The following is a 22,910-nucleotide window of genomic DNA, read 5'->3' on the forward strand; positions in this document are numbered from 1 at the left end:
CCATCGTGGGGAGGGCAGCGTGCAACCTCGCACCGTCCGAGCCATCCAACGACTGGCGCTGTGCGCCGGATTCTGCGCGGCCGCGTGGGTCGCCGCTGAGGGACTCGACCACGGCACCGCGTTCGCCGATGACGTACCGGTCCGGATCGAGCAGGAGCAGCCACGCGAGCGGCCGGGGGGTCCGCTCGACGAGCTGCTCGACGACGTCCTACCGGGCCGCGGCAACGACCGGGGTGGGGACGACCCCCGGCCGCCTGACGACACCGACGAAGAAGCACCCGAACGCCCGGCCGATCCGACGCCAGAGCCCGACCCGCGGCCGGAGCCCGAGCAGACGGAAGAGCCGGAACGTCCACGTGGACCGATCGAAGAAGTGATCGAGGACATCGTGGACGAGGTGACCCCGGAGCCGGTGGGAGGAGACGACGGCAGCCCGCAGCACCCCGTCGACCCACCACCGGCTCCGGACACCGAACCGACACCGGAGCCCGAGCCGGAGCTGCCGACCACGCCGGTCGTGGACACCCCGGTGACCGATGATCCCCCCGTCGAACAGCCCGTCGCGCCGACCACCGAGATCGAGGGGCCGCCGTTCGGTGGCGACATGGTTCCGACACCGTGGACCAGCGACCTCAACACCCCTGACTTCCAGACCGGTCCGCGCACGGGCGGGTCGGTCTGTGACAGTCGGGACGACCGCGACAGGGCGGTCAGTTCCGGCGCCAGTACCCGGGACCAGGCGGATGTCCCCCGTCATCTGCCTGGTCCCAGGTCTGGGGTGCCGATCAATCCGTGTGATCCGGACACCGGCCACAACGCCTACGAAGAGATGCCTGCCACCTTGCCAAACTGCGGCGGGGACCCGGCTCTCGCGGGGCCCGCGGTCCTCACCCGCGTGTGGGTGCTCGACTACCGTCGGCCCGCGGCGATGCACGACCGGCACAACGACGCCCTGCCCCCTGGCAGACTCACGCTCTGGCCACCCAGCCCCGGCTGACCGAGCCCGGCCGCGACCCGCCACGCGGTCTCCGGGCCGGTCACCGCAACGACGCGGTATGCCGGCGGGAGGTTGTAGCCAGCCCAACCTCCGACCATCCCCGCCTGATGGAATCGGAGCCTGACCTGTGAATCACACTGGGGTTATGCCCCCCACCGATCAAGTCGCACGCCGCAAGCCCCGTACCAGCACGAGAGTGCTGTGCGTGGCCGCGTCGACCGCCTGGCTGTACGTGGCCACCTGCGCGATCGGCCTCTATCACCACGGTGAACAAGCCAACCGGGTCTGCGTCGCGGTCGCCGTGGTGCTCGGGTTCGCTGCGATATACGCGATGCTGCGGGACTGGATGGCCTGCCCTCGGGGTCGGGAGGCGACCATCGCCATGCGGCTCGGCATCCGAATCGGCAAGCTACGCCGTTGGTGATGTGCCCCCATAATGCCCCCAGAATGCCGGTAGGGGCCGGCGAAAACCGACCCCTACCTGGCACTTCTTTAAGGGTGACTGATGGGATTTGAACCCACGACACCCGGGACCACAACCCGGTGCTCTGCCAACTGAGCTACAGCCACCATGTTCACTTGACCTGGAGCATGCGCCGCATCCGGATCATCCGATCCGGCCGGGGCGCCGACCAATGATAGCCACACCCCTGCCCCCGCCGTCGACCGGGTTGCGGACCCGTACCGACGAGCCGCCCACCCGGCTCAGAGTTCGGCGGCGATGGCCTTGGCGGTGTCGACGTCCGGCCCCGGCAGCGGAACGAAGAGGGTCCGCCGGTAGTACTCCAGTTCCCGGATGCTCTCCCGGACGTCGGCCAGTGCCCGATGGGCCAGTCCCTTGGCCGGTTGGCCGAAGTAGACCCGGGGGTACCAGCGGCGACAGAGTTCCTTGATCGACGAGACGTCGATCATGCGGTAGTGCAGGTGGGTGTCCAGCCGTGGCATGTCCCGGGCCAGGAAGCCCCGGTCGGTGGCGATGGAGTTGCCACACAGCGGCGCGGTCCTGGGATCCTTGACGAAGGCCGTGACATAGTCCATGACCAGGTCTTCCGCCTCGCGCAGGGTCACCGTCGACCGGCGCGCCTCCTCGGTCAGGCCCGACCGTTTGTGCATCGCCTGGACGATCTCCGGCATCTCCGCCAGAGCTTGATCGTCGGCATGGATCACGACATCCACACCCTCACCGAGCACGTTGAGATCACGATCGGTAACCAGCGCGGCGACCTCGATCAGCGCATCCTTGCCGAGGTCGAGCCCGGTCATCTCACAGTCGACCCAGACGAGAAGATCAGCCACGCGCCCAGACTACGCGTAGCCCAGCAACCCGCGCCTCAACGCTGCGGACAGAACGGCCCGCTAGGGTTTTCCCGTGCCAGCCGATCCCCCCGTGCCACCCGCCACCGACGAGGACGATCCCGGCGGCAGAACCGCACGCCTGGTCGCCGCCATGGTGGTGATCATCGCCCTGGTCCCACTCCTCTACCTGCTGGACACCCCGCACAACTTCTTCGACCTCAAGATCTACATGAGTGCGATGCAGTGGTGGGCCGACGGTCATCCGCTGTACGACTACGTGCAGGGCGACCGGGTACAAGGTGAGTTGTTCTTCACCTATCCCCCCTTCGCCGCGCTGCTGCTCCGGCCGTTCGCCGGGCTCCGGATCGGGGTCACGGTGACGCTCTTCACCGTCCTGACCCTGGTCGCGCTCGTGGTGACCACCTGGTGGCTGGTCAAGCCGGTCGCCGCCCGACACCGGCTGCCCTGGTGGTTCGCGGCCGGAGTCGCCGTCCCGCTGGTGCTCGGCGTGGAAAGCACCCGGGAGACCCTCTCGTTCGGGCAGATCAACATGCTGCTCGTCACACTGATCCTGGCCGACCTGCTCTTCGCCGTACCCCGAGGATCTCGCTGGTCCGGCGTCGGCATCGGGCTGGCGACGGCGCTCAAGCTGTATCCGGGGATCTTCATCGTCTACCTGCTCGCGGCCCGCAAGTGGCGGGCGGCGCTGGTAGCCAGCGCCACCGCTGCCGTGGCGACCCTGCTGGCGGCGGCGATCGCGCCCGGCGACTCGTGGCGCTTCTGGACCCACGAACTGTGGCTGACCGACCGGGTCGGCCGACCCGACTACACGGGTAACCAGTCGCTGTTCGGGCTACTGAGCCGGTTCACCACCCCGGGTGAGCCGAACCGGTTGCTCTGGGTAGTGCTGGTGGTGATCATCGCCGGGTACGGGCTGTGGCGGGCCGCACGAGCCATGCGGGCGGGGGACCACCTGGCCGGGCTGACCCTCACCGGCCTGGTCGGTGTCCTGGTGAGCCCGATCACCTGGACCCATCACGCCTACTGGTTCATTCCCGCCGTGGTGGTGCTGGTCGACGCCGGCCTTCGCCGGCCCGATCCTACGTCCGGGTCGACCGGACAGCGCCGCAGAATCGCCCTGCTGGCGCTCGCCCTGCTGCTCACCGCCGGCATCGTCTACGGCGTGGTGTCGTACCACGACTGGGGTGATGCGTTCGACCGGACCAACGCCCCAGGCGAGTTCCTGCTCCGGAACGTGTACGTCCTGTTCGCGTTACTCCTGCTCGTGCTGCTGCCCATCCGGGCGGAGTCGACGGAGCCGAGCACTGGAGCCAACACCCCGAGACACGAACCAAGCGTCCGCTAGTAGCAGAACTTGCGCCAAATGGACAGATCTATCCAGTAGGCCATGATGCGGTTAATCTGGGGACAACATCTGAAACGTCCCTTCGGTACACCGATCCCCCGGTGAAAGTGGCCCCCCGTGTCGGCAGCGCGGGGGGCCACTTGCCCGCGCGGAAGCGCCCCCACGGGCTCGCGCCGTTAGTTCGACCCGCTCTCCTCAGGGGGTCGACGAACTCGGGCTCGGCCGCCGTACGTCGTTGATCCGCTCCCCCGGCCCGTCCTCCGACTCCGGTGCGGCGTTGCCGGTACGGCGATCCGACGGCGCGTCCATCCCGGCCGACCGGATCACCGGCTCGTAACCCCTCGAACGGTTCAGCCCGTTCCGCGCTGTCCGGTGCTGTCCCAGGTCGTACAGCGCGGCTCCGGGACTGGCCGGCCGAAGCGAGAACTGGCGGGCCAGCGCGGCATTCGGCGGTGACGCCGGACCGGCCTCGGCCACCACCGGGCCACCGGATGCCACTGCCGGTGTCCCCTCACCCGAGGCAGTCGGAGCGGGCTCGGAAGCGGTCGGCGCCGGCCCTGAGGCAGTCGGCGCCGGCCCTGAGGCAGTCGGTGCCGGCTCGGAAGCGACCGGTGCCGGCTCGGAAGCAGGCGAGGCGGGCGGGGTCGGGATGGTTGCGGACAGGACGGGCAGGAGCGGGGCTGAGGCCGCCGGAACCGGTACGGGCCTGGGCGGTGCCGGCATCGGCGGCGTCGGGGACGGCAGCGGCGGAGCAGGCGTGGGAGCGGGCACCGGGGTAGGTGGGGGCGTGGGCATCGGCGACGGCGCCGGGGCGGGAGCGGGAGCGCGGGCCGACCGCACCTCAGACGTGTACCTGACCGTCGGACCGGTCGGGGCGTTGGTCGACGGCCTCACCGAAGAGTTGACGGACAAGCTGGCCGACGAGTTCAGCGACGAACCGGCGGACGAGTTGAGCGACGAACCGCCCGACGAATTCAGCGACGAACCGGTCGATGAGTTGAGCGACGAACCGGCGGACGAGTTGAGCGACGGCCAGACCACGCGGTCGGCCGGCTCGGTATCCGGCCCCACGCCTGCGGCGCCGCCCCGCGACGGGCTGAGCACATCCGCCAGGGTCGCGGGCCGGGTCGACGACAGCCGCCCGTTCGACGGCACCGGCCGGGGCGACGACGGTATCCGGGTCGAACCCGGTGTTTCGGCCGGCAGGGGCCAGGCCGTCGGAGGCGCGTCGGCCAGCGACGTCCGGGAGCGGGCCAGGGCGCTGTCCCGGACCGCTCGACGGTACCGGTCCGAGGAGTGGCCCAGCTCGTTCAACGCGGCGATGCCGAGCCTGGCGGCGAAGGCAGGGACCTGGTCGGGTTCGACGACGAAGACGACCTCTCGCGGGCGCACAGGTCGGGCCAGCAGCACGATGCCGAGCAGCCCCAGGATGCCGCCGACGGTCAGCAGGCTCCAGGCGGCCGGGCTGAGCCAGCCGGGGCGTACCTCGACCCGCAGGCCGGTCTCGACCCCGGGACGCGCGTCCGGACGCATGACGACCAGGCTCAGCCGGTGGCCGCGTACGTCGTCGGGGGTCAGGTCCAGCACACCCACGCCGTGCCGGACCCAGAGGCTCTGCTCGCCAGGAACGCCGACGGTGGCGTCCTTGGCGGGTGGCTCGGCCGGACTGACGTGCAACGGCAACTGACCCCGGGTCACGCTCACCCGGTCGATCCGGGCGTAGGAGGTGGTGGAGAGGTACCGGGCAACCTCGGCGGCGGGGGCGAGCCCGATGAAGGCCGGGTCCGATCCGGTACGGGCGATGATCCGCATCCCGGTCCGAGTGGTACGCAGTAAGGGCGCGTCCTGCCGCAGCAGCGCGTCCAGGTCCGGTACGACGACCGCGTGTCCAGGCGTGTCGACCCGGTCCAGCGGACCGCCGAACGCGCCGTTGGGGCTGCGCTGCTGTAGGACGGTCCACAGTGCACCACCGATGAACAGCATCGGCAGCCCGATCGTGAGCAGGAGTATCCCGGCGATCAGTCGCACGAACCGCATTCGCATTTCTCCCTCAGGGTCGCAGTAACTCGCCGACCATACCGAGCGAAATCGCTTTAACACGGATTATTGGCTGAAATCGCCGCTGGCCCGCCGGCAGGTGCCGACGGGCCAGCGGAAAGCTACGGATCAGGCCACGGGTGGGGTGCTCGCCCGCCAGGTACGGGCGAACGCCAGCCCGCCCAGCGCCAGTCCGGCGAGGCCGGCGACCAGGCCCGCGATGGCCAGGCCCAGCGCCGCGGGGTCACCGTCGTCCCCGGTGGACGACGTCGGCTGCTGTGGGACCGCGACGTCCGGCGCGGCCACCGACGGGCCGGTGGTCGCCGCAGCCGCTGCCGGAAGCAGCTTCAGTACCGGCGCCGGATCGTTCTCCGGCTCGGCACCGTTGGCCGCCGGCGGCTCGATCCAGCGCGCCGTGTTGCCGTCCGAGTAGTGCTGGAGGACCCGGAACACCATCCGGTCGACGGTCGGCAGCGGCCCCATCGAAACGGGGAACTCCTGGAACTCCCCCGGCTTGATGCCGGCGTTGGCCGACGCGGTCCAGGTGATCTTGGAGACCACCTCGCTGACCTGACTACCGTGTACCTCCACCGGCGGGTCGACCTTGCGCTTCTCGATCGCGACCGTCCAGCCCGGCACCGGCATGGTGGACACCGAGGCGACGGGCGCGTCGTCGGGAAGTGTCACCTCCAGCTTGACGGTGGACGCCGTGTCGCTCTCGGTCGGCACCCGGAACGCCAACCGTCCGTAGCCGCCCTGGGTCGCCTCCCTCGGATTCACCGTGACGTGCGCGGACGCCGCGGTGGCAAGCCCGAATACGCCGACCACGGTTGCCCCGAGGACGAGGGCGGCGGAAAGCGCGGCCCGACGGTGACGGATCATGATTTACCTCTCTAGGTGATCGGCACGGTGCTGCTCACCGTGGCCTGGTCGATGTCCGTGATACGGACCGTGAAACTGAACAGCCAGTTGCCCGGAGAGGGCAGGCTGATCTCGCCCGTGGCGTGGCTGTCGGTGAGCGGCAGCAGCGGAATCTCGATCGGCTCGATGCCCCGGTCGGGCAGGGCGGCCGTGGCCCGCCACTCCGCCACCGGCAACGGCTTGTTGTCCAGGGTGTACGCGTACAGGTGCATCGAGTTGCTGCCCGTCTCGGCCGGGTCCACCTCGACCTGGAGCGAGTAGATCGAACTCGTCAGCATGGTGCTGTAGTAATCCGAGCCACCGGCGTCGCCGTACGTGTCGGCGGTCCGGGCCGGTGGAGTCTGGACCAGGACCGCGGACAGCGCCAGGACGATCGCGGTGATGGCGAGCTCCACCCAGACCGCCCGACGGATCCGACGCGCCGATCCGACCGGCCGCGCCGGTTCGGTCGAGGCGTCCGGCCTGCTCGCCCCGCCCTCCACCGGCTCCTCCCCGACCGACTCCTCTTCGACCGACTCGGTCTCGGCCAACTCCCCCTCGACCGACTCGGTCTCGGTCAACTCCCCCGCTACCGACTCCTCCTCGGCCAACTCGTCGGCCAACTCCTCCTCGGCCGACTCGTCGGCCAGGATCCGCCGCCGGACCAACTGCCGGGAGTACGCGGCCACCGCGATGACCAGCGCGAACAGCACGACCTTGGCGATGATCAGTCGGCCGTACGTGGTCGACACCAGCGCGGACGGCGTACTCACCTCGATGAGGGCCTGGACGACCCCGGCCAGCAGGAGCGCGGAGACGGCCACCGTCGCCCACCGGGACCAGACCGGCAGGATCGCGTCGAGCTCCCGGTCGTTCGCCTGGCGGAGCAGGAACCCGCCGAGCATCACCAGACCGCCGAGCCACACCGCCATACCCGCCAGGTGCACGGCGTCCACGACCACGGAGACGGCCGGCACCGGTGACGCCGCGCCGTGCCCGGCGATCGGCCAGGTGCCGAGCCCGGCCACCCCGAGGACGGTCAGCAGGATCTGGTCGCTGCGTCCGGCCCGGCCCGCGATCAGGGGACGGAGCAGGATCGCCGCCGCGGCCAGGATGCCGAGCCGGACCAGGTGCGCCGCGCCGAAGGTGCTGCCCAGGACGTCGCCCAGGGCGCCGCCGCTGACCGCGAACGGTCCACCTCCGGTGGTGTACGGCACCTGGAGCCAGATCGCGCCCACCGTCGACAGGACGATCAGGCCGATGCCGGTCCAGACCAGGCGGCTCGGGCCACGCCGGGGCAGCCGTCGTGGCCAGAGCAGGCTGAGTACCAGCACCGGACCGATCAGCAGGAGCAGGCCGGCGTACCCGAAGTATTTGAATACCCGGACCGCCACGCCGACCGCCGGGTGGACCTCGTCGGCCGTACTGTCCGACGGCGGGGTCGACGGCGCACCGACCGAATAGGTGTACGCCCCGGCGACCGGATGGCTGTCGGCCGAGATCACCCGATAGCTGACCAGATAGGTGCCGCGAGGACCGGCCGGGTCGACCGGGATGGTCACGACCGCACCGTTGAACGTCGGATCGCCCCGGTTCACCCGGACGCCGTCCGGACCGAGGATCCGGATCTTGTCCGGCACTTCTCGGACCGCCTCGCTGAAGGTGAGCACCACCTCGGAGGGTGAACTGGACAGCACCGCATCGGCCGGCGGACTACTGCTGACCAGTACGGCGTGCGCGCTGGCCGGCATGGCCGGGCCGAGCAGCAGGGCGAGGGCGGCCAGCACCAGGCCGACGCCGGCGCCCGCGCGCGCCAACCATCGACGATTCGCAGCAATCATGCCGGACATCGTGGCCGACCGGCCCGGCCTGGCGCGACCTCGGGTCACCTGTGGTCCGTCTCGATCACAGTGCCGGCGCCGTCCCGCGTCGACGGCAGGTGCCCACGGGCCGGCAGGGAATCTGCTCGCCGACGCCGCCGGGCCGCTCCCCAGGGCGCCAGAACCGAGTCGCCCGGCCTCCGCCGAGTCCCGTCCCATGCCACGTTTCGATTAGTCGGCATCGCCGGCGGGAAAGTTCCCGGAGGTTCCCGGCGTTCCAGGCGTTCCCGGTGCGGCACGCGATGGAGAGCGGCTGTCGACCATTCTGGGGCGGAATGCCCACATACTCCGCTAATGCCCGCGTAGCGTAATTGAACGTGATCCCAGGCAGTGCGACATTGAACGTGATCCCACGCTGTGCGACATCGAACGCGATCCCACGCAGTGCGACGCCAGGGCGGACCAGCGCTCCCGCACGGACGGCTGGAACTACCCCATCCGGCGTGGCGTCCAATGATCGTGACTGAGCGGAACACAACAAGCGCCCGGGGCTCGGGTACCAACCGTTGGTTGGCGGCCCGACCGTGGCTCGGAACGGCAGCCCGGCTGGGCCTCGCCGCGGTGTGGCTCGTCGCCGGAGCCTCCAAGATCGGGGACCTCGCCGCCTCCGGTCGGGCCGTCAACGCCTACCAGATCTTCCCGTACGACCTGTCGGTGGTGATCGGGGCGGCGCTGCCGTTCGTGGAGATCGCCCTCGGCCTGATCCTCCTGGTCGGCCTCGCCACCCGGCTTGCCGCCGGGATCTCCGCGTTCCTGCTGGTGATCTTCATCGCCGGCATCGCCTCGGCGTGGGCTCGTGGACTCTCCATCGACTGCGGCTGCTTCGGCAGCGGTGGCGACCTCGCCGCTGGTCAGGACCCGACGTACGGCACGGAGGTGCTGCGGGACCTGGCCTTCCTGGTACTCGCCGGATTCCTGCTGGTCTGGCCGCGTACGCCGATCTCGGTGGACGCCGCGCTGGGCCGGAACACCGGAGAAGGAGACAGCGATGACTGATCGGGGCAAGAAGCCGCAGCGCCGGCCCGCCCGGGTGGTACGGGAACAGATGGCCCGGGAACGCCGCCGCAAGCGCACCCTCTGGACCTCGGTGGGCGCGGTCCTCGTACTGGTCATCGCCGGTCTGATCGGCTGGGCCGTCTCCTCCAGCCAGGACGCCGGCGATTTCACCCCGCCCGGCGGCGCGAATCCGGACGGCACCGGCATCGTGCTCGGCTCCGGACCGGTCAACATCGACGTGTACGAGGACTTCATCTGCCCGATCTGCCGACAGTTCGAGCAGCAGGCCGGCGGAACGCTCGACCAGCTCGTCGCCCAGGGCAAGGTACGGGTCACGTACCACCCGGTCGCGTTCCTGAACCGCTTCTCCAGCACCGAGTACTCGACCCGGTCGTCCGCCGCCTCCGGCTGTGCCGCGCAGAGCGGAAAGTTCCGGGAGTACGCCAAGGCGCTGTTCGACCGGCAGCCGCCGGAGGGTAGCGCCGGACTGAGCGACGACGAGCTGGTCAACGTCGCCACCAGCGTGGGGCTGGCCGGGGACAGTTTTGCCGCGTGCGTCCGGGAGAATACCTTCGAGAAGTGGACCGAGCACGTGACCGACGAGGCCGCCCGAGCGGGTGTGAACGGCACCCCCACGGTGCTGGTCGCCGGCAAGCAGGTGCAGGCCAGCGCCGAAGCGATCACGGCGGCCGTGGCAGCAGCCGGCTAGTGGGCCGTGGCAGCAGCCGGCAGGTGGGCTCTGGCAGCAGCCGGCAGGTGAGCCGCGACAGCAGCCGGCAGGTGAGCCGTGTCACGTCCGGTGTCGGCTGGTCCAGCGCGCTCCGCCGGGTCGGGCTGGCACTGGCGGCAGGACTGGTCGGGGCACTCTCGATCGCGGCACCGGCCGACGCACACGCCGCCGACGCCCCGGACGGCTCCAACTACCGCAGCGCGGTCACCGGGGTCACTCCGGCCGTATCCGGACTCGCGGTCCGGGTGGTGGAGGGCGGCGCCCGGCTCGAACTGGTGAACCGGACCGGTCGCACGATCGAGGTGCTCGGCTACGCCGGTGAGCCGTACCTGGAGGTCCGTCCCGACGGTGTGTGGGAGAACACGGCCTCCCCGGCGACGTACCTGAACCAGACCCTCGAAGGAGACACCGAGCCCCCGGCGGCGGCCGACCCGACCCGGCCGCCGTCCTGGCGACGAGTCGGTACCGAACCGGTGGTGCGCTGGCACGACCAGCGCAGCCGGTGGCTGGAGTCCGCTCCGCCGCCCGTGGTCGCCGCCCGGCCCGACCGGCAGCACCGGGTACGGGACTGGGTCGTGCCGCTCCGCGACCGCACCACGACGATGGAACTGCGCGGCACCCTGGACTGGTTGCCACCGCCGGACCCACTGCCCTGGTGGAGCCTGAGCCTGCTCGGTGCGCTCGCCGTGGGTGCGCTCGGACTGCTCCCCCGGGCCTCCCGACCGGGGAGGCGGGCCACCGTCGCGCTGGCCGCGCTCGCCGGTACCGGTGGGGTGGCCGCGATCTGCTTCGCGCTGGCCCGCGGCGCCGACGCCGGGGTCGGAGGGATGCTGCTCGGGCTGGTCACCGCCCAGCTCTGGCCCACCCTCACCGGAACGGCCGCACTGGCTGCCGGGGCGTACGCGCTGACCCGGCGCCCGACGGCCGACTTCGCGCTGGCGCTGGCCGGTACCTGCCTGGCGCTCTTCACCGGCGTGACGAACGCGGCGGTCTTCCTGCGCTCGGTGGTCCCGGTGCCGTGGCCGGCGGAGTGGGCCCGGATCGTGATCGCGGTGGTGATCGCGACCGGTGGCGGCCTGGCCGTGGCCGGCGCCCTGCGACTGCGCGCCACCGGCCGCTCCAGCACCGACCAGGCCGGCACCCGACGCTCCCCCGCCACCCGCTCCGGCGGCCCCGCCCGCCCCGCCCGCTGGTCGGTCTCCCGTTAAGAAGGGGCCCTTCTTCTACGGAATCCGATAAGAAGGGGCCCTTCCTTGCACTTGGAAGCCGAAGGGGAGTTCGAGGCGGTGTTGGGCTAGGAGGGTGGTGTCGGCTAGGAGGTCGGCTGTCGGGCCGTCGGCGACGATTCGGCCCGCGTCGAGGATCAGTGCCCGGTCGCAGAGTTCGAGGGCGTACGGGAGGTCGTGGGTGACCATGAGGAGGGTCACCGGGAGGCCGCGCAGGATCGCGGCCAGCTCGCGTCGGGCGGCGGGATCGAGGTTGGAGGAGGGCTCGTCGAGGACGAGGATCTCCGGGTGCATGGCGAGGACGGTGGCCACGGCGACGCGGCGGCGCTGGCCGAACGAGAGGTGTTGCGGGGCGCGGTCCCGGTGCTCGGCCATCCCGACGGCGTCGAGCGCCTCGGTCACCCGGGCCGCCAGTTCGGCGCCGCGCAGGCCCAGGTTCGCCGGACCGAACGCCACGTCCTCGGCGACGGTCGGCAGGAAGAGCTGGTCGTCGGGATCCTGGAAGACGATCCCGACCCGACGGCGTATCTCGGCCAGGGTGGCGCGGTCCCGGTTCACGGTCAGCCCGCCGACGGTGACCGTGCCCTCGCCCCCGGCGAGGATCCCGTTCAGGTGCAGCACCAGCGTCGTCTTGCCCGCACCGTTCGGGCCGAGCAGGGCGATTCGTTCGCCGCGCGGCACGGTCAGGTCGACGCCGCGCAGTGCGACGTGCCCGTCGGGATAGCTGTACTGCACGCCACGTACGTCCAGCGAGGGGACGTCGGTGGCGGCGGGAGCGGTGTCCACGTACCCGATCATCCCAGCACGAGCGCGGCGGCGGCGATGCCGGTCGCGGCGAGCGGCACCGTCGCCGCGACCAGCCACTGCCGGGCGGTGGCCGCTCCGGCGCTCCGCCACGCCCCCGGCATCCTGCCCTGGTAGCCCCGGGAGACCATCGCCAGGTAGACCCGTTCGCCCCGCTCGAAGGCCCGGAGGAAGAGCGCGCCCACTCCGGCGGCGAAGCCACGCAACTGCCACAGGAACCGGGGATCGTCGCCACGGGAGATCCGGGCGACCCGCATCCGCCGCGCCTCGCCGATCAGTACGTCCAGGTAGCGCAGCATGAACGTGGCGATCTGGGTGAGGATCTGCGGACAGTGCAGCCGGTCCAGGCCGACGATCAGGTCCCGCATGGTGGTGGTGCCGGCGAGGAGTAGTGACGCGAGTACCCCGAGGGTGCCCTTGGCGAGGATGTTCCAGCCGCCGTAGAGCCCGTCCATGGAGAGTTCCAGCCCCAGCCAGGTGATCCGCTCACCTGAGCCGAGGAACGGCAGCGCGAACGCGAACAGCACGAACGGCAACTCGATCAGCGACCGGGTCGCGAGCCAGCGGAGGCCCACCCGGGCCAGGGCCGCCACCAGTACGACCAGTACGGCGTAGCCGCCGAACGCCCAGAACGCCTCGCGGGGGGTGGCGACCACGGCGATGGTGAAGGCCACCATCGCCGCGATCTTGACCTCGGGGGGCAGCCGGTGCACCGGCGACGTCCGGTCCCGGTACAGAACGTGCGCGTGTCCGGCGCCCATGTCGCGTATCCCTTACTTCGACGCGTCGGCGGACGCGGTGCCGGCACCGGCACCGGCGGTCGGGGCCGGTCCGCTCCCGGCGGCGGGCGCGGGCCCGGCGGCACCGGTCCCGACGGACTGGGCTGCTGCCGGGGTGCCGCCGACGGCCTGACTGGCCGGGGTGCCCTGGTCTGCCGGGCCGTCGGTCGGACGCCGCCGAAGGAGCCAGAACAGGCCTCCACCGATGGCGAAGGTGAACAGCACGCCCAGTACCCCGGACAGGCCGGTGGAGAGGTAGGAGTTGTCGATGCCCCGGACCCCGTAGTCGGCCAGCGGCGAGTCGGCCAGTTCGTGGTCCCGGCTCTGCTGGGCCGGGCAACTGCCGCCGGTGATGTTGTCGTCGGCGTCGAAGGTGCAGCCCTGGCGCAGCGACGAGTCCAGGCCGTCCGGGTGGGCCGAGGCGAAGTTGCTCACGACCCCGGCGAGCAGTAGGGCGACCAGCAGGCCGCCGAGGATGAACGCGCCGGTTCGCTTCGTCATCCGGATCCCTCCGGTCGTCATCGGGCACCTCCGCCGACGGGCACCTGGGTGGCCGCCGGGATCGGGCGCAGGGAGCGCAGGGCGTAGACCAGGTCGGGTCGGACCTTCGCCACCGTGACCACGGTGGTCGCGGTGATCAGGCCCTCGCCGATACCGATCAGCAGGTGTACGCCGGCCATCGTGCCGGCCAGGCCGCCGAGGCTGCTGCCGACGTCGGTGGTGCCGCCGAGCCAGTACTGCACGACGAAGCCCTGCGAGGCGACCAGGACGCTGACCACCGAGGCGACGAACGCGGTGATCGCCAGCCCGTTCACGGTGCGCGGCAGGATCCGCAGCAGCAGCGCGATCAGCAGGTAGGCGACCGCCGTACCGAGGATCGCCATGTTGGTGATGTTGAGGCCGAGCATGGCCACCCCGCCGTCGCCGAAGATCAGCGACTGCACGATCAGCACCACGGCCACACAGAGCGCACCGACCCACGGCCCGACCAGCACCGCGGCGAGCGCGCCGCCGAGCAGGTGACCGCTGACCGCGCCGGTGAAGATCGGGAAGTTGAGCATCTGGACGGCGAAGATGAACGCGGCGACCAGCCCGGCCATCGGGGCCAGTCGGTCGTCGAGGTCCTGCCGGCCGCGTATCACGCACAGCGCGAGCGCCACCAGGGCGAGCGCCGCGAACGCGGCGGCGACGGGACCGTTGATGATCCCGTTCGAGATGTGCATCGCCAGAGTTTCCACTCCACCACCTCCGCTACGTCGGCGTGGGATCGGCCCCGCCGGCCGGGTCAGCCTAAGAGCCAACCGGCGTTATTGCCAAGATTTTGCAAGAGCTGTACACCAACCGCAATCTCCGGTCCATCTGGCGATAGGGTCGTGGCCATGACCTCGCCAACGCGTCTCGAACCCGGCGACACCGCGCCCGATTTCGCGCTGCCCACCGACGCCGGGAACACGCTCTCGCTCAAGGAACTGCGTGGCCGGAAGGTGGTGCTCTACGCATACCCGGCCGCGATGACCCCGGGCTGCACCACGCAGGCCTGCGACTTCCGGGACTCGCTCGCCTCGCTCCAGACCGCCGGCTACGAGGTGATCGGCATCTCGCCGGACTCTCCCGAGAAGCTGGCGAAGTTCCGGGACCGGGACGCGATCACCTTCCCGCTGGTCGCCGACGCCGACAAGGCGGTACTCACCGCGTACGGGGCGTACGGCCAGAAGCAGTCGTACGGCCGGACGATCACCGGGGTGATCCGCTCGACGTTCGTCATCGACGAGGAGGGCCGGATCGAACGGGCGCTCTACAACGTCAAGGCCAAGGGACACGTCGCGAAACTCCGGCGGGACCTCGGCCTGGATTGAGCCTGCCGGCCGTCTAGACTCTTCCTCGCGAGCGGGAGTGGTGTAATGGCAGCCACGCAGGATTTAGGTTCCTGTGCCTTCGGGCGTAGGGGTTCGACTCCCCTCTCCCGCACAACTGTGCTCCGTCGCGTGCCGCATCCCGCCGTCGGCTGTTAGCGCTGTCACGACCGGCACCCGGCGCCGCCGGGGCCGGTGGCCCGGGGGCGAGGATGGCCGGCGTGGCAATCCGCTTCGTACTCGATCCTCCGCTGACTCCCGAGCTACGCGACCAGATCGTCACCTTGTGGACGGCGGTGACGAACGCCGGCGGCGCGGTCGGATTCGTCGGACCGGTCACCGAGGACGACGTCCGGCCGCTGGCCCTGAGCACCCTTGCGGAGGCCGCCGACGGGCCGGACCGGCTGCTGGTCGGCTTCCACGATCAGCAGCCGGTCGCCCTGCTCTTCTTCACCGACAACCGGTTCCGGCTCAAGGCGCACTGGTGCGTACTCAAGCGGGTGATGGTGCAGCCCGACCGGCAGGGACACGGCTACGGCCAGGCCCTGATGCGGGAGGCCGAACGGATCGGTCGGCAGATCGGCTGGGACGCCCTGCACCTGACCGTCCGGGACGGCAAGGGCGTGGAGGAGTTCTACCGGCGGTTGGGCTATCGGGAGGTCGGGCGGCTACCCGGGGCGCTCCGGGTCGGCCCCGGCGACGACCGCGACGAGATCCACATGTGGCTGTCGCTGACCTGACGACGACCACCACCACCACGACTGTCACCGGGCCGCGGCGTCAGCCGCAGCCGACCCGTACCGATGCCGGTCCGCCGGCCGCTCCGGCAACCGTTTCGGGCTCGCCCGAGCCGGTCGTCCCGGTCGGGGACGGCGCCGTCGCGGTCGGGCTGGCCGAGGCGCTGGGACCGGAAACGGCCGACGGCGTCGGGGTCGGAGTCGGCCCACCCGTCGGAGCATTGCCATACATCCGTACGGTGCTCCGTTGGATCCGTCGGGGCGACATCGTGATCCCGGAGGCGACCGCCTCGTTGCCGTAGACGTCGACAACCCGGATCGAGTACGGCCCCCGGCCCATCCCACCGTCGATCACCCAGTAGTTGTCGGAGCCGCGTTTCGCCGCGCGCCAGCTCGACCCGGCCCGCTTCGCCGCCACCGACTTCACCGGGTTGCCGTGGTTGCCCACCTGCACCGCGAACCAGTACTGCGAGGCACCGCTCTTGAGCCGGAAGGTGAGCGGGCCGGGCGACGGCGGGTTGACCACGGCCCGATAGGTGACCGGGATGATGCCCTTGGACAGGTCGGCGATCTTCGCGAACGCCTGCTTGGAGAGGTCGATCTTGCCCCCCGTACAGCCCGCGCACCGGTCGAGCACCATCACCCGTACGGTGCCCTTGGGGCCGGTCACGTCGAGGAAGCTGCCGCAGGCGGCCGAGCCGGAGTACTGGGCCGAGCCGAGCGCGACGTAGAGCCGGTTGGCGGGCGGGCCGGGCAGGGAGCAGTTGCCGCCCGAGTCTCCCCCGTCGTAGTGCGACGCTTTTCCCTTGTAGACAGTCGTGCCGGTCGGTGGTGCGGCCAGCCCGGCGGCACAGGCCGCCGGCTCGGCGAACTGCCAGACGAGCACGAGCCCCAGCAGTGCGGCGACGACCACCGCGAAACCACCGGCCAGCCAGCGTTTCGACCGCCGCCGACCCGACAGCCACCCGCCGGGCCGGTCGGCGGCCGGTCCGCCCGGCTGGGCGTCGGCCTCCGAGGCGTTTTCCGGACGGTCGGAGGGCGCCGTGTCAGTCACCCCGGGCATGTTGCCCTAGTCGCCACGGGACACGCAAGATCCCGACCGGCCGTCGGCCGACCCCTGTTGACGAGCGCCGATCCGCCGGTCCGGCTCGATGCTCAGCCCTGCTCGGCGCGTTGCTTGGCGAGATGACTTCGGCGGTCCCGGAGGACTGCGACGAGCACGGCCCCGATCGGCAGCAGCAGGAACATCGGCCAACCCAACCAGGGTGAACTCGCGCTGCCGACGTTCCAGGCGATGACGGTCCAGCCGATCACGACGTAGACGATGCCGCCGTACTGTGCCGGCAGGCCGCCGATCACGTACCGGTTGTGCCACTCGCGACCCTGCGGGGTGGACCGGCTGTTGAGCAGCCAGCCGACGCCGTAGTGCAGCAGCCAGCCCACCGCCGCCAGGCACACCCCGGCGAGGACGCCGAAGCCCGCACCCTGGAAGTCCTCGCCGGGATGGATCGCCGCGGCGAGCATGATGGATCCCAGGACCGTGCCCAGGATCAGGATCGGCATCAGGAACGTCAGCCTGATGCTGTAGTTCTCCATTTTCGTCCTCCCCGTCGAAGGGGAGCGATGCTATCGGTTGCGCCGGGCAGAAATCGACCCTCTTCGTCAGGAGAGCAGTTCCACCGGGTCGCCGACGGTGAGGGTGTCGGCCGAACCGGGTGGGCCGAGCACCGGCACCAGGTTCTGGCCGAACAGGAGCTGCCGGTTGATGTTGTGCTGCCGGGCCAGCACCCGCAGCGGCTCCCGGCCCCGTACCCCGGTCTCCTGGTCAGTGGTGGTCACCACGCACCGGGCGCACGGCTTCACCACCCGGAAGACCACCGGGCCGATCCGGATCCGCCGGCCGGTCCAGTCGTCCTCGGCCCAGCGACCGGCGCCGCCGACCACCACGTTGGGGCGGAACCGGGTCATCGGCAGCGGCGCGTCCAGATCTCCGGACTCCAGCAGCGACTCGTTCAGGGCGTCCAGCGAGGCGCGGTTGGCCAGCAACAGAGGGTAGCCGTCGGCGAAGCTGACCCGGTCCTCGGCCTCGACGAGGTCCGTGTCCGGGATCGGTCGCCCGGTCGGGTCGCCGAGCCAGACCAGCCGTACCTTGCGGTCGAACAGTCGGGAGAGCCAGTCGTTCGCCGCCGGGTCGGCGGTCCGGGCCGGCGCGGCGGGCATGCTCGCGAAGACCCGCACCTCGACCGACTCGCCGTCGGCCGGCTCGGTGACCGCCAGGTCCGCCCGGCCGGCGGCACGCAGCAGCAGGCCGCCGGGCCGGAGTTCCGGCCGGACCGCGACCAGCGCGGTCGTCTGCCGCTGGGTGACGCCCACCCCGTCCTCGTCCACGATCATCCAGCGCCGGTCGCCGGCCAGGCCCCACGGCTCGACCCGGGCACCGCCGAGGTCGAGCCGGTAACAGCCCTTGATCGGGTACGTGTGGAGGGAGACCAGCCGCATGCCGTTCACCCTGCCACAGGGCTACGGCCGGTCAGAACGCGATTTACCCCTCCCATCGGGACGTCGCCTCACCTCACCAGGCGATGCCGATCCCGTCACCGGGGTACCAGTGCTGGGCCGGGGTCTCCCGGTAGGCGAGGAACCGGCGGCCGGTCTTCTCGGCGTGTTCGGCGAGCACGTTGGTCACCGTGACGTTGTCGGTGATCAGCCGGGCGCCGGGGGCGAGCTTCGGCTCCACCGTCGAGAACTCCCGCCGCTCGTGCTTGGTGTGGTGGTCGCTGTCGTGCAGGAAGAGGTCGACCGGACGGTCCAGTTGCTTGATCGAGGCGAGGGAGTCCCCGATCACCAGGTCGACCACGCTCGCCCAGGGCTCGGACTTGGCCAGGTAGCCGGCCTCCGGATTGATGTCCAGCGAGGTGACCCGGCCGGGGTCGCCGTCGGCCGCGTTCCGCAGCAGGGCCGAGGCCAGTACGCAGGTGCCGAGCCCCTTGTCGACCCCGGTCTCGACGATGTGCGTGGGGCGGATGGCGCGCACGATCGCGTACCAGCCGATCCGGCGGGCGTACCGGACACGTCGATCGGCCAGGCCACGCCGCTCGGCGGTCGACGTCGCCCGTGCGATGTGCTGGCGGAGCGTCTCGTCCTGCTCGATCTCGGCCAGGTACGTCCGCACCTGGCCGACCGGGACGTCACAGGTCACGCTGACGAACCAGGCCAGGTGCTCCCGGCTGAGTGTGGTCAGGTCGTAGGTGAAGTTGTGGTGCTCGCGGGAGGTGAGCAGCCACTTGGCCGAGACGCCGATCACCCGCGCGTCGTGCCGGGCCACCCGCATGAACCGTTTGGGGAACGCCGCGACCGGGGCGAGGCGTGTGCGGGCGATCGCACGACGGAAATTCGTACCATCCACCCCGAAGGTGTACCACGTTCCCGGTGCCCCATTGCCGTCTGAATTATTTCATGCATACAGTCATCTCGTGAATGACAGCGCTGTCATCGCGGCCCCACCGATGGACCGCGTGCTCGACCTGTTCCAGGGCATCCGGCTGACTCCGACCCAGCGACGGATCGCGCACAGCCTGGTCCAGCATGCCGCCTCCGCCGCCTACCTCTCCGCGGCCGAGGTCGCCGAGCTGGCCAAGGTCAGCCAGCCCTCGGTGACCCGGTTCGCGATGGCGCTGGGCTACGACGGGTATCCGGCGCTGCGCCGCCGGTTACGGGAGATCGCCGCCGCCGGGTACGGCCGACCGGACCTCGGCGCCCCGATCGGAAACGAGATGCAGCGGGCGCTGCGCGCCGAGGCCGACAACCTGGACCGGCTCGCCGAGCAGCTCGCCGACCGGGACGGGGTGACCGCCGCCGGGACCGTGCTGGCCGGCAGCCGTCCGCTGGTCGTACTCGGGCTGCGCGCCGCCGCGCCGCTGGCCGGGTACTTCGCCTACTTCGCGGCCAAGGTGCTGCCGGACGTCCGGGTGCTGGACTCGGGCGGGAGCCTGCTGACCGACCGGCTGGAACAGGCCCGAGCGGCCGGGGCGGGCGCCCTGCTGGCGATCGTGCTGCCCCGGTACCCCCGGGAGTCACTGGACGCGCTCCGCGAGGCGCGCGCCGCCGGGATGTCGGTGGTGGTGATCACCGACTCGGCGGTCAGCCCCGCCGCCGAGTACGCCGACATCGTCCTGCCGGCCGCGGTCGGCGCCCAACTCGTCTTCGATCTGCACACCGCACCGATGGCGCTGTCGATGGTGCTGTTGCAGGCGATCTGCGACGCCGTGCCCGCCGACAGTCAACGCCGGCTGGAGGAGTTCGAACAGTCCGCCGCCCGCCGACAGTTGTTCACCGGGTAGCCCGCCGACATTGCCCACCACCGTCACCACATCACCACCACCGCAGGAGGAGTTGTCATGCCCGAGCCGATCCGCGCCGCCCGCGGCACCACCCGGACCGCCGTCGGATGGCCGCAGGAGGCGGCGCTGCGGATGCTCATGAACAACCTGGACCCGGAGGTCGCCGAGCGCCCGGACGACCTGGTCGTGTACGGCGGGACCGGCCGGGCGGCCCGGGACTGGCCCTCGTACCACGCGCTGGTCCGGACCCTGGGAACACTGCGGGACGACGAGACCATGCTGGTGCAGTCGGGCCGCCCGGTCGGGGTGCTGCGTACCCACGAGTGGGCGCCCCGGGTGCTGCTGGCCAACTCGAACCTGGTCGGCGACTGGGCGACCTGGCCGGAGTTCCGCCGCCTGGAACAGCTCGGCCTGACCATGTACGGCCAGATGACCGCCGGATCGTGGATCTACATCGGCACCCAGGGCATCCTGCAGGGCACCTACGAGACCTTCGCCGCGGTCGCCACGAAGAGGTTCAACGGCTCGCTCGCCGGCACCCTGACCCTGACCGCCGGCTGTGGCGGCATGGGTGGGGCGCAGCCGCTCGCGGTCACCATGAACGGGGGCGCCTGCCTGATCGTCGACGTCGACCCGGAGCGGCTGGCCCGCCGGGTGCAGACCCGCTACCTCGACACCGTGGCCGACTCCCTCGACGAGGCGGTCGAGCAGGCGCTCGCGGCGAAGCGGGCCGGTCGGGCGCTCTCGGTCGGCGTGGTCGGCAACGCCGCCACGGTCTTCGCCGAGCTGCTGCGTCGGGGCGTCGAGATCGACATCGTGACCGACCAGACCAGCGCGCACGACCCGCTGTCGTACGTCCCGGAGGGGGTCGAACTCGCCGACGCGGCCGAACTGGCCAGGGCCAAGCCGGCCGAGTACACCGAACGGGCCCGGGCCACCATGGTCAAGCACGTCGCCGCCATGGTCGGGTTTCTGGACAACGGTGCCGAGGTGTTCGACTACGGCAACTCGATCCGGGGCGAGGCCCAGCTCGGCGGGTACGACCGGGCGTTCGCCTTCCCCGGCTTCGTGCCGGCGTACATCCGACCGCTGTTCAGCGAGGGCAAGGGCCCGTTCCGCTGGGCGGCGCTCTCCGGCGACCCGGCCGACATCGCCGCCACCGACCGGGCCGTACTCGACCTGTTCCCGGAGAACGAGCCGCTGGCCCGCTGGATCAGGCTGGCCGGCGAACGGGTCGCCTTCCAGGGCCTACCGGCCCGGATCTGCTGGCTCGGCCACGGCGAGCGGGACAAGGCCGGGGTCCGGTTCAACGACATGGTCGCCTCCGGCGAACTGACCGCCCCCGTCGTCATCGGCCGCGACCATCTCGACGCCGGCTCGGTCGCCTCCCCCTACCGGGAGACCGAGGCGATGGCCGACGGCTCCGACGCGATCGCCGACTGGCCCCTGCTCAACGCCCTGGTCAACACCGCCAGCGGCGCCTCCTGGGTCAGCATCCACCACGGCGGCGGCGTCGGCATCGGCCGCTCCATCCACGCCGGCCAGGTCTGCGTGGCCGACGGCACCCCGCTCGCCGGCCAGAAGATCGAGCGGGTCCTGAGCAACGATCCCGCGATGGGCGTACTCCGCCACGTAGACGCCGGCTACCCCGAAGCCGCCAACGCGGCCGCCGCCGGCAACCTCCGCATCCCCATGCTCGAGATGTAAGGAAGGGCCCCTTGTTATCGGATTCTGTTGTAGAAGGGCCCCTTCCTAACAGCCAGTTCCAGCGGAGCTGGGCGGAGATCGCGGCGATCGGGCGGGATGCGGGCAGCGGCGGCTATCTGCGGTACGGGTTCACCGAGCCGGTACGGCGGCTGGAGGAGTGGTTCCGGGACACCGCCGTCGCCGACGGCGCGCACACCGTCACGGAGGACGGCAACGGCAACCTGTTCGCCTGGTACGGGCCGGCGCCGGAACAGGGCGACGCCGTCCTGCTCGGCAGCCACTTCGACTCGGTCCCGTACGGCGGCGGCTACGACGGGCCGCTCGGCATCGTCAGTGCCCTGCTCGCCGTACGGGCTCTGCGGGAGGCCGGGCGGGAGTTCCGGCGGCCGGTCGGGGTGGTCGCGTTCGCCGAGGAGGAGGGCTCCCGGTTCGGCGTACCCTGCCTCGGGTCGCGGCTGCTCACCGGCGCACTCGACCCGGACCGGGCGGCGGCGCTGACCGACCGGGACGGGATCAGCCTCGCCGAGGCGATGGGCGGTCGACCCGCCGGTGCCCGGCCGGAGACGCTGGACCGGATCGGCGCGTTCGTGGAGTTGCACATCGAGCAGGGCCGGGCCCTGGTCGACCTCGGCGCACCGGTCGGGGTGGCCAGCGGGATCTGGCCGCACGGGCGCTGGCGGCTGGACTTCACCGGCGAGGCGAACCACGCCGGCACCACCCGGATGACGGACCGCCGCGACCCGATGCTGACCTTCGCGTTCACGGTGCTGGCGGCGAACAAGGAGGCCCGGCTGCGCGGCGGGCACGCCACCGTCGGCCGGGTCGAGGTCGAGCCGAACGCCACCAACGCGATCCCGGCGCTCGTCCGGGGCTGGCTGGACGCCCGGGCCGCCGACGCCGGCACCCTGGACGCCCTGGTCGAGGCGGTACGCGTCAAGGCGGCCGACCGGGCTGCCCGGGACGGTACGACGCTGGCCCTGACCCGGGAGTCGCTCAGTCCGTCCGTGGAGTTCGACGGCGGGCTGAACGCCGCCCTCCGGCGGGTGCTCGGCGAGGGCGTACCGGTGCTGCCGACCGCCGCCGGACACGATGCCGGGATCCTCGCCGGGCACGTACCGACCGCGATGCTGTTCGTCCGGAACCCGACCGGGGTCTCGCACTCGCCCGCCGAGTCGGCCGGTGACGACGACTGCGCCGAGGGCGTACGCCGGCTGGCCGACCTGCTCGACGAACTGGCCGGACAGTGACCCGAACTGGCCGGA

23 protein-coding genes and 2 tRNA genes are annotated in these 22,910 nt (G+C 71.3%); 12 read left to right on the plus strand and 13 right to left on the minus strand.

Features of this window, described 5'->3' with window-relative positions:
• The first annotated feature begins 19 nt into the window (after positions 1–19).
• Positions 20–997, plus strand: coding sequence for a hypothetical protein (locus ACFP2T_RS16615; protein WP_377422393.1), 978 nt, complete (start codon positions 20–22; stop codon positions 995–997).
• 205 nt (positions 998–1,202) lie between these two features.
• The gene (locus ACFP2T_RS16620; RefSeq protein WP_377422395.1) at positions 1,203–1,421 is read left to right on the plus strand and encodes a hypothetical protein; all 219 of its coding nucleotides are present in this window, start codon (positions 1,203–1,205) and stop codon (positions 1,419–1,421) included.
• Positions 1,422–1,494: 73 nt separating this feature from the next.
• On the opposite strand, the gene ACFP2T_RS16625 is transcribed toward ACFP2T_RS16620, so the two are convergent.
• Together ACFP2T_RS16625 and orn are read right to left on the minus strand one after the other, a co-directional pair.
• Positions 1,495–1,567, minus strand: a tRNA-His gene (locus ACFP2T_RS16625).
• A 135-nt stretch (positions 1,568–1,702) separates the two neighbouring features.
• On the minus strand, positions 1,703–2,293 hold the full coding sequence (gene orn / locus ACFP2T_RS16630) for an oligoribonuclease (RefSeq protein ID WP_377422397.1): 591 nt from the start codon (positions 2,291–2,293) through the stop codon (positions 1,703–1,705).
• Between the two features lie 73 nt (positions 2,294–2,366).
• On the opposite strand from orn, the gene ACFP2T_RS16635 reads away from it, so the two are divergent.
• On the plus strand, positions 2,367–3,659 hold the full coding sequence (locus ACFP2T_RS16635; RefSeq protein WP_377422399.1) for a glycosyltransferase family 87 protein: 1,293 nt from the start codon (positions 2,367–2,369) through the stop codon (positions 3,657–3,659).
• 195 nt (positions 3,660–3,854) lie between these two features.
• Here the strand turns inward: ACFP2T_RS16635 and ACFP2T_RS16640 are convergent, their stop codons facing one another.
• The 3 genes from ACFP2T_RS16640 to ACFP2T_RS16650 form a co-directional block, all read right to left on the minus strand.
• Positions 3,855–5,696 carry a hypothetical protein gene (locus ACFP2T_RS16640; protein WP_377422401.1) on the minus strand — a complete coding sequence of 614 codons (1,842 nt, stop codon included), beginning with the start codon at positions 5,694–5,696 and terminating at the stop codon, positions 3,855–3,857.
• Between the two features lie 129 nt (positions 5,697–5,825).
• The gene (locus ACFP2T_RS16645) at positions 5,826–6,578 is read right to left on the minus strand and encodes a YcnI family copper-binding membrane protein (protein WP_377422403.1); all 753 of its coding nucleotides are present in this window, start codon (positions 6,576–6,578) and stop codon (positions 5,826–5,828) included.
• A gap of 11 nt (positions 6,579–6,589) precedes the next feature.
• The gene (locus tag ACFP2T_RS16650) at positions 6,590–8,446 is read right to left on the minus strand and encodes a copper resistance CopC/CopD family protein (RefSeq protein ID WP_377422872.1); all 1,857 of its coding nucleotides are present in this window, start codon (positions 8,444–8,446) and stop codon (positions 6,590–6,592) included.
• A gap of 483 nt (positions 8,447–8,929) precedes the next feature.
• Here ACFP2T_RS16650 and ACFP2T_RS16655 point away from each other — a divergent pair, with 483 nt between their 5' ends.
• The 3 genes from ACFP2T_RS16655 to ACFP2T_RS16665 all read left to right on the plus strand — a co-directional run bounded on the left by ACFP2T_RS16655 (position 8,930) and on the right by ACFP2T_RS16665 (position 11,410).
• Positions 8,930–9,472 carry a MauE/DoxX family redox-associated membrane protein gene (locus tag ACFP2T_RS16655; RefSeq protein WP_377422405.1) on the plus strand — a complete coding sequence of 181 codons (543 nt, stop codon included), beginning with the start codon at positions 8,930–8,932 and terminating at the stop codon, positions 9,470–9,472.
• Positions 9,465–10,181: a DsbA family protein gene (locus tag ACFP2T_RS16660; protein WP_377422407.1), complete on the plus strand. Its 717-nt coding sequence runs from the start codon at positions 9,465–9,467 to the stop codon at positions 10,179–10,181. The genes ACFP2T_RS16655 and ACFP2T_RS16660 overlap by 8 nt, the downstream gene beginning before the upstream one ends.
• A gap of 71 nt (positions 10,182–10,252) precedes the next feature.
• Positions 10,253–11,410 carry a hypothetical protein gene (locus ACFP2T_RS16665; protein WP_377422409.1) on the plus strand — a complete coding sequence of 386 codons (1,158 nt, stop codon included), beginning with the start codon at positions 10,253–10,255 and terminating at the stop codon, positions 11,408–11,410.
• Positions 11,411–11,425: 15 nt separating this feature from the next.
• On the opposite strand, the gene ACFP2T_RS16670 is transcribed toward ACFP2T_RS16665, so the two are convergent.
• From ACFP2T_RS16670 to ACFP2T_RS16685, 4 genes are read right to left on the minus strand one after another with little or no spacing between them, the layout of a single operon-like run.
• On the minus strand, positions 11,426–12,226 hold the full coding sequence (locus ACFP2T_RS16670; RefSeq protein ID WP_377422411.1) for an energy-coupling factor ABC transporter ATP-binding protein: 801 nt from the start codon (positions 12,224–12,226) through the stop codon (positions 11,426–11,428).
• Positions 12,223–12,993: a cobalt ECF transporter T component CbiQ gene (cbiQ, locus tag ACFP2T_RS16675; RefSeq protein ID WP_377422413.1), complete on the minus strand. Its 771-nt coding sequence runs from the start codon at positions 12,991–12,993 to the stop codon at positions 12,223–12,225. Before cbiQ ends, ACFP2T_RS16670 begins: the two co-directional genes overlap by 4 nt.
• Before the next feature lie 12 nt (positions 12,994–13,005).
• The gene (locus ACFP2T_RS16680; RefSeq protein WP_377422415.1) at positions 13,006–13,512 is read right to left on the minus strand and encodes a PDGLE domain-containing protein; all 507 of its coding nucleotides are present in this window, start codon (positions 13,510–13,512) and stop codon (positions 13,006–13,008) included.
• Between the two features lie 17 nt (positions 13,513–13,529).
• Positions 13,530–14,249 (minus strand): energy-coupling factor ABC transporter permease, encoded by a 720-nt coding sequence (locus ACFP2T_RS16685; RefSeq protein WP_377422417.1) that lies wholly within the window; start codon positions 14,247–14,249, stop codon positions 13,530–13,532.
• A gap of 141 nt (positions 14,250–14,390) precedes the next feature.
• Between ACFP2T_RS16685 and bcp the strand changes: the two genes are divergently transcribed.
• From bcp to ACFP2T_RS16700, 3 genes are all read left to right on the plus strand, one after another.
• Positions 14,391–14,867: a thioredoxin-dependent thiol peroxidase gene (bcp, locus tag ACFP2T_RS16690; RefSeq protein WP_377422419.1), complete on the plus strand. Its 477-nt coding sequence runs from the start codon at positions 14,391–14,393 to the stop codon at positions 14,865–14,867.
• 31 nt (positions 14,868–14,898) lie between these two features.
• Positions 14,899–14,979 (plus strand) — tRNA-Leu (locus tag ACFP2T_RS16695).
• Between the two features lie 106 nt (positions 14,980–15,085).
• Positions 15,086–15,604: a GNAT family N-acetyltransferase gene (locus ACFP2T_RS16700; RefSeq protein ID WP_377422421.1), complete on the plus strand. Its 519-nt coding sequence runs from the start codon at positions 15,086–15,088 to the stop codon at positions 15,602–15,604.
• A 40-nt stretch (positions 15,605–15,644) separates the two neighbouring features.
• Here the strand turns inward: ACFP2T_RS16700 and ACFP2T_RS16705 are convergent, their stop codons facing one another.
• From ACFP2T_RS16705 to ACFP2T_RS16720, 4 genes are all read right to left on the minus strand, one after another.
• Entirely contained in the window at positions 15,645–16,655 is a 1,011-nt protein-coding gene (locus ACFP2T_RS16705; protein ID WP_377422423.1) for an expansin EXLX1 family cellulose-binding protein, read from the minus strand.
• Between the two features lie 101 nt (positions 16,656–16,756).
• On the minus strand, positions 16,757–17,197 hold the full coding sequence (locus tag ACFP2T_RS16710) for a hypothetical protein (protein WP_377422425.1): 441 nt from the start codon (positions 17,195–17,197) through the stop codon (positions 16,757–16,759).
• Between the two features lie 66 nt (positions 17,198–17,263).
• A complete protein-coding gene (locus ACFP2T_RS16715) occupies positions 17,264–18,100 on the minus strand; it encodes an MOSC domain-containing protein (protein ID WP_377422427.1) in 837 nt (278 codons plus the stop codon).
• A gap of 73 nt (positions 18,101–18,173) precedes the next feature.
• Entirely contained in the window at positions 18,174–19,007 is an 834-nt protein-coding gene (locus ACFP2T_RS16720; RefSeq protein ID WP_377422429.1) for a class I SAM-dependent methyltransferase, read from the minus strand.
• Positions 19,008–19,074: 67 nt separating this feature from the next.
• On the opposite strand from ACFP2T_RS16720, the gene ACFP2T_RS16725 reads away from it, so the two are divergent.
• The 3 genes from ACFP2T_RS16725 to ACFP2T_RS16735 are packed head-to-tail and all read left to right on the plus strand — an operon-like array spanning position 19,075 to position 22,895.
• Positions 19,075–19,941, plus strand: a complete 867-nt coding sequence (locus ACFP2T_RS16725) for a MurR/RpiR family transcriptional regulator (RefSeq protein ID WP_377422431.1) — start codon at positions 19,075–19,077, stop codon at positions 19,939–19,941.
• A 57-nt stretch (positions 19,942–19,998) separates the two neighbouring features.
• The gene (gene hutU, locus ACFP2T_RS16730; RefSeq protein WP_377422433.1) at positions 19,999–21,648 is read left to right on the plus strand and encodes a urocanate hydratase; all 1,650 of its coding nucleotides are present in this window, start codon (positions 19,999–20,001) and stop codon (positions 21,646–21,648) included.
• An 11-nt stretch (positions 21,649–21,659) separates the two neighbouring features.
• Positions 21,660–22,895 carry an allantoate amidohydrolase gene (locus ACFP2T_RS16735; RefSeq protein ID WP_377422435.1) on the plus strand — a complete coding sequence of 412 codons (1,236 nt, stop codon included), beginning with the start codon at positions 21,660–21,662 and terminating at the stop codon, positions 22,893–22,895.
• Positions 22,896–22,910 lie beyond the last annotated feature (15 nt).

The organism is Plantactinospora solaniradicis, assembly GCF_042658085.1.
Lineage (GTDB): Bacteria > Actinomycetota > Actinomycetes > Mycobacteriales > Micromonosporaceae > Plantactinospora > Plantactinospora solaniradicis.

Bases quoted from the DNA above. Each gene is read 5' to 3' on its own strand.
- ACFP2T_RS16640 (WP_377422401.1), bottom strand. From the start codon at position 5,696: ATGCGGTTCGTGCGACTGATCGCCGGGATACTCCTGCTCACGATCGGG.
- ACFP2T_RS16645 (WP_377422403.1), bottom strand. From the start codon at position 6,578: ATGATCCGTCACCGTCGGGCCGCGCTTTCCGCCGCCCTCGTCCTCGGG.
- ACFP2T_RS16650 (WP_377422872.1), bottom strand. From the start codon at position 8,446: ATGTCCGGCATGATTGCTGCGAATCGTCGATGGTTGGCGCGCGCGGGC.
- ACFP2T_RS16655 (WP_377422405.1), top strand. From the start codon at position 8,930: ATGATCGTGACTGAGCGGAACACAACAAGCGCCCGGGGCTCGGGTACC.
- ACFP2T_RS16660 (WP_377422407.1), top strand. From the start codon at position 9,465: ATGACTGATCGGGGCAAGAAGCCGCAGCGCCGGCCCGCCCGGGTGGTA.
- ACFP2T_RS16670 (WP_377422411.1), bottom strand. From the start codon at position 12,226: ATGATCGGGTACGTGGACACCGCTCCCGCCGCCACCGACGTCCCCTCG.
- cbiQ (WP_377422413.1), bottom strand. From the start codon at position 12,993: ATGGGCGCCGGACACGCGCACGTTCTGTACCGGGACCGGACGTCGCCG.
- ACFP2T_RS16680 (WP_377422415.1), bottom strand. From the start codon at position 13,512: ATGACGAAGCGAACCGGCGCGTTCATCCTCGGCGGCCTGCTGGTCGCC.
- bcp (WP_377422419.1), top strand. From the start codon at position 14,391: ATGACCTCGCCAACGCGTCTCGAACCCGGCGACACCGCGCCCGATTTC.
- ACFP2T_RS16710 (WP_377422425.1), bottom strand. From the start codon at position 17,197: ATGGAGAACTACAGCATCAGGCTGACGTTCCTGATGCCGATCCTGATC.
- ACFP2T_RS16715 (WP_377422427.1), bottom strand. From the start codon at position 18,100: ATGCGGCTGGTCTCCCTCCACACGTACCCGATCAAGGGCTGTTACCGG.
- hutU (WP_377422433.1), top strand. From the start codon at position 19,999: ATGCCCGAGCCGATCCGCGCCGCCCGCGGCACCACCCGGACCGCCGTC.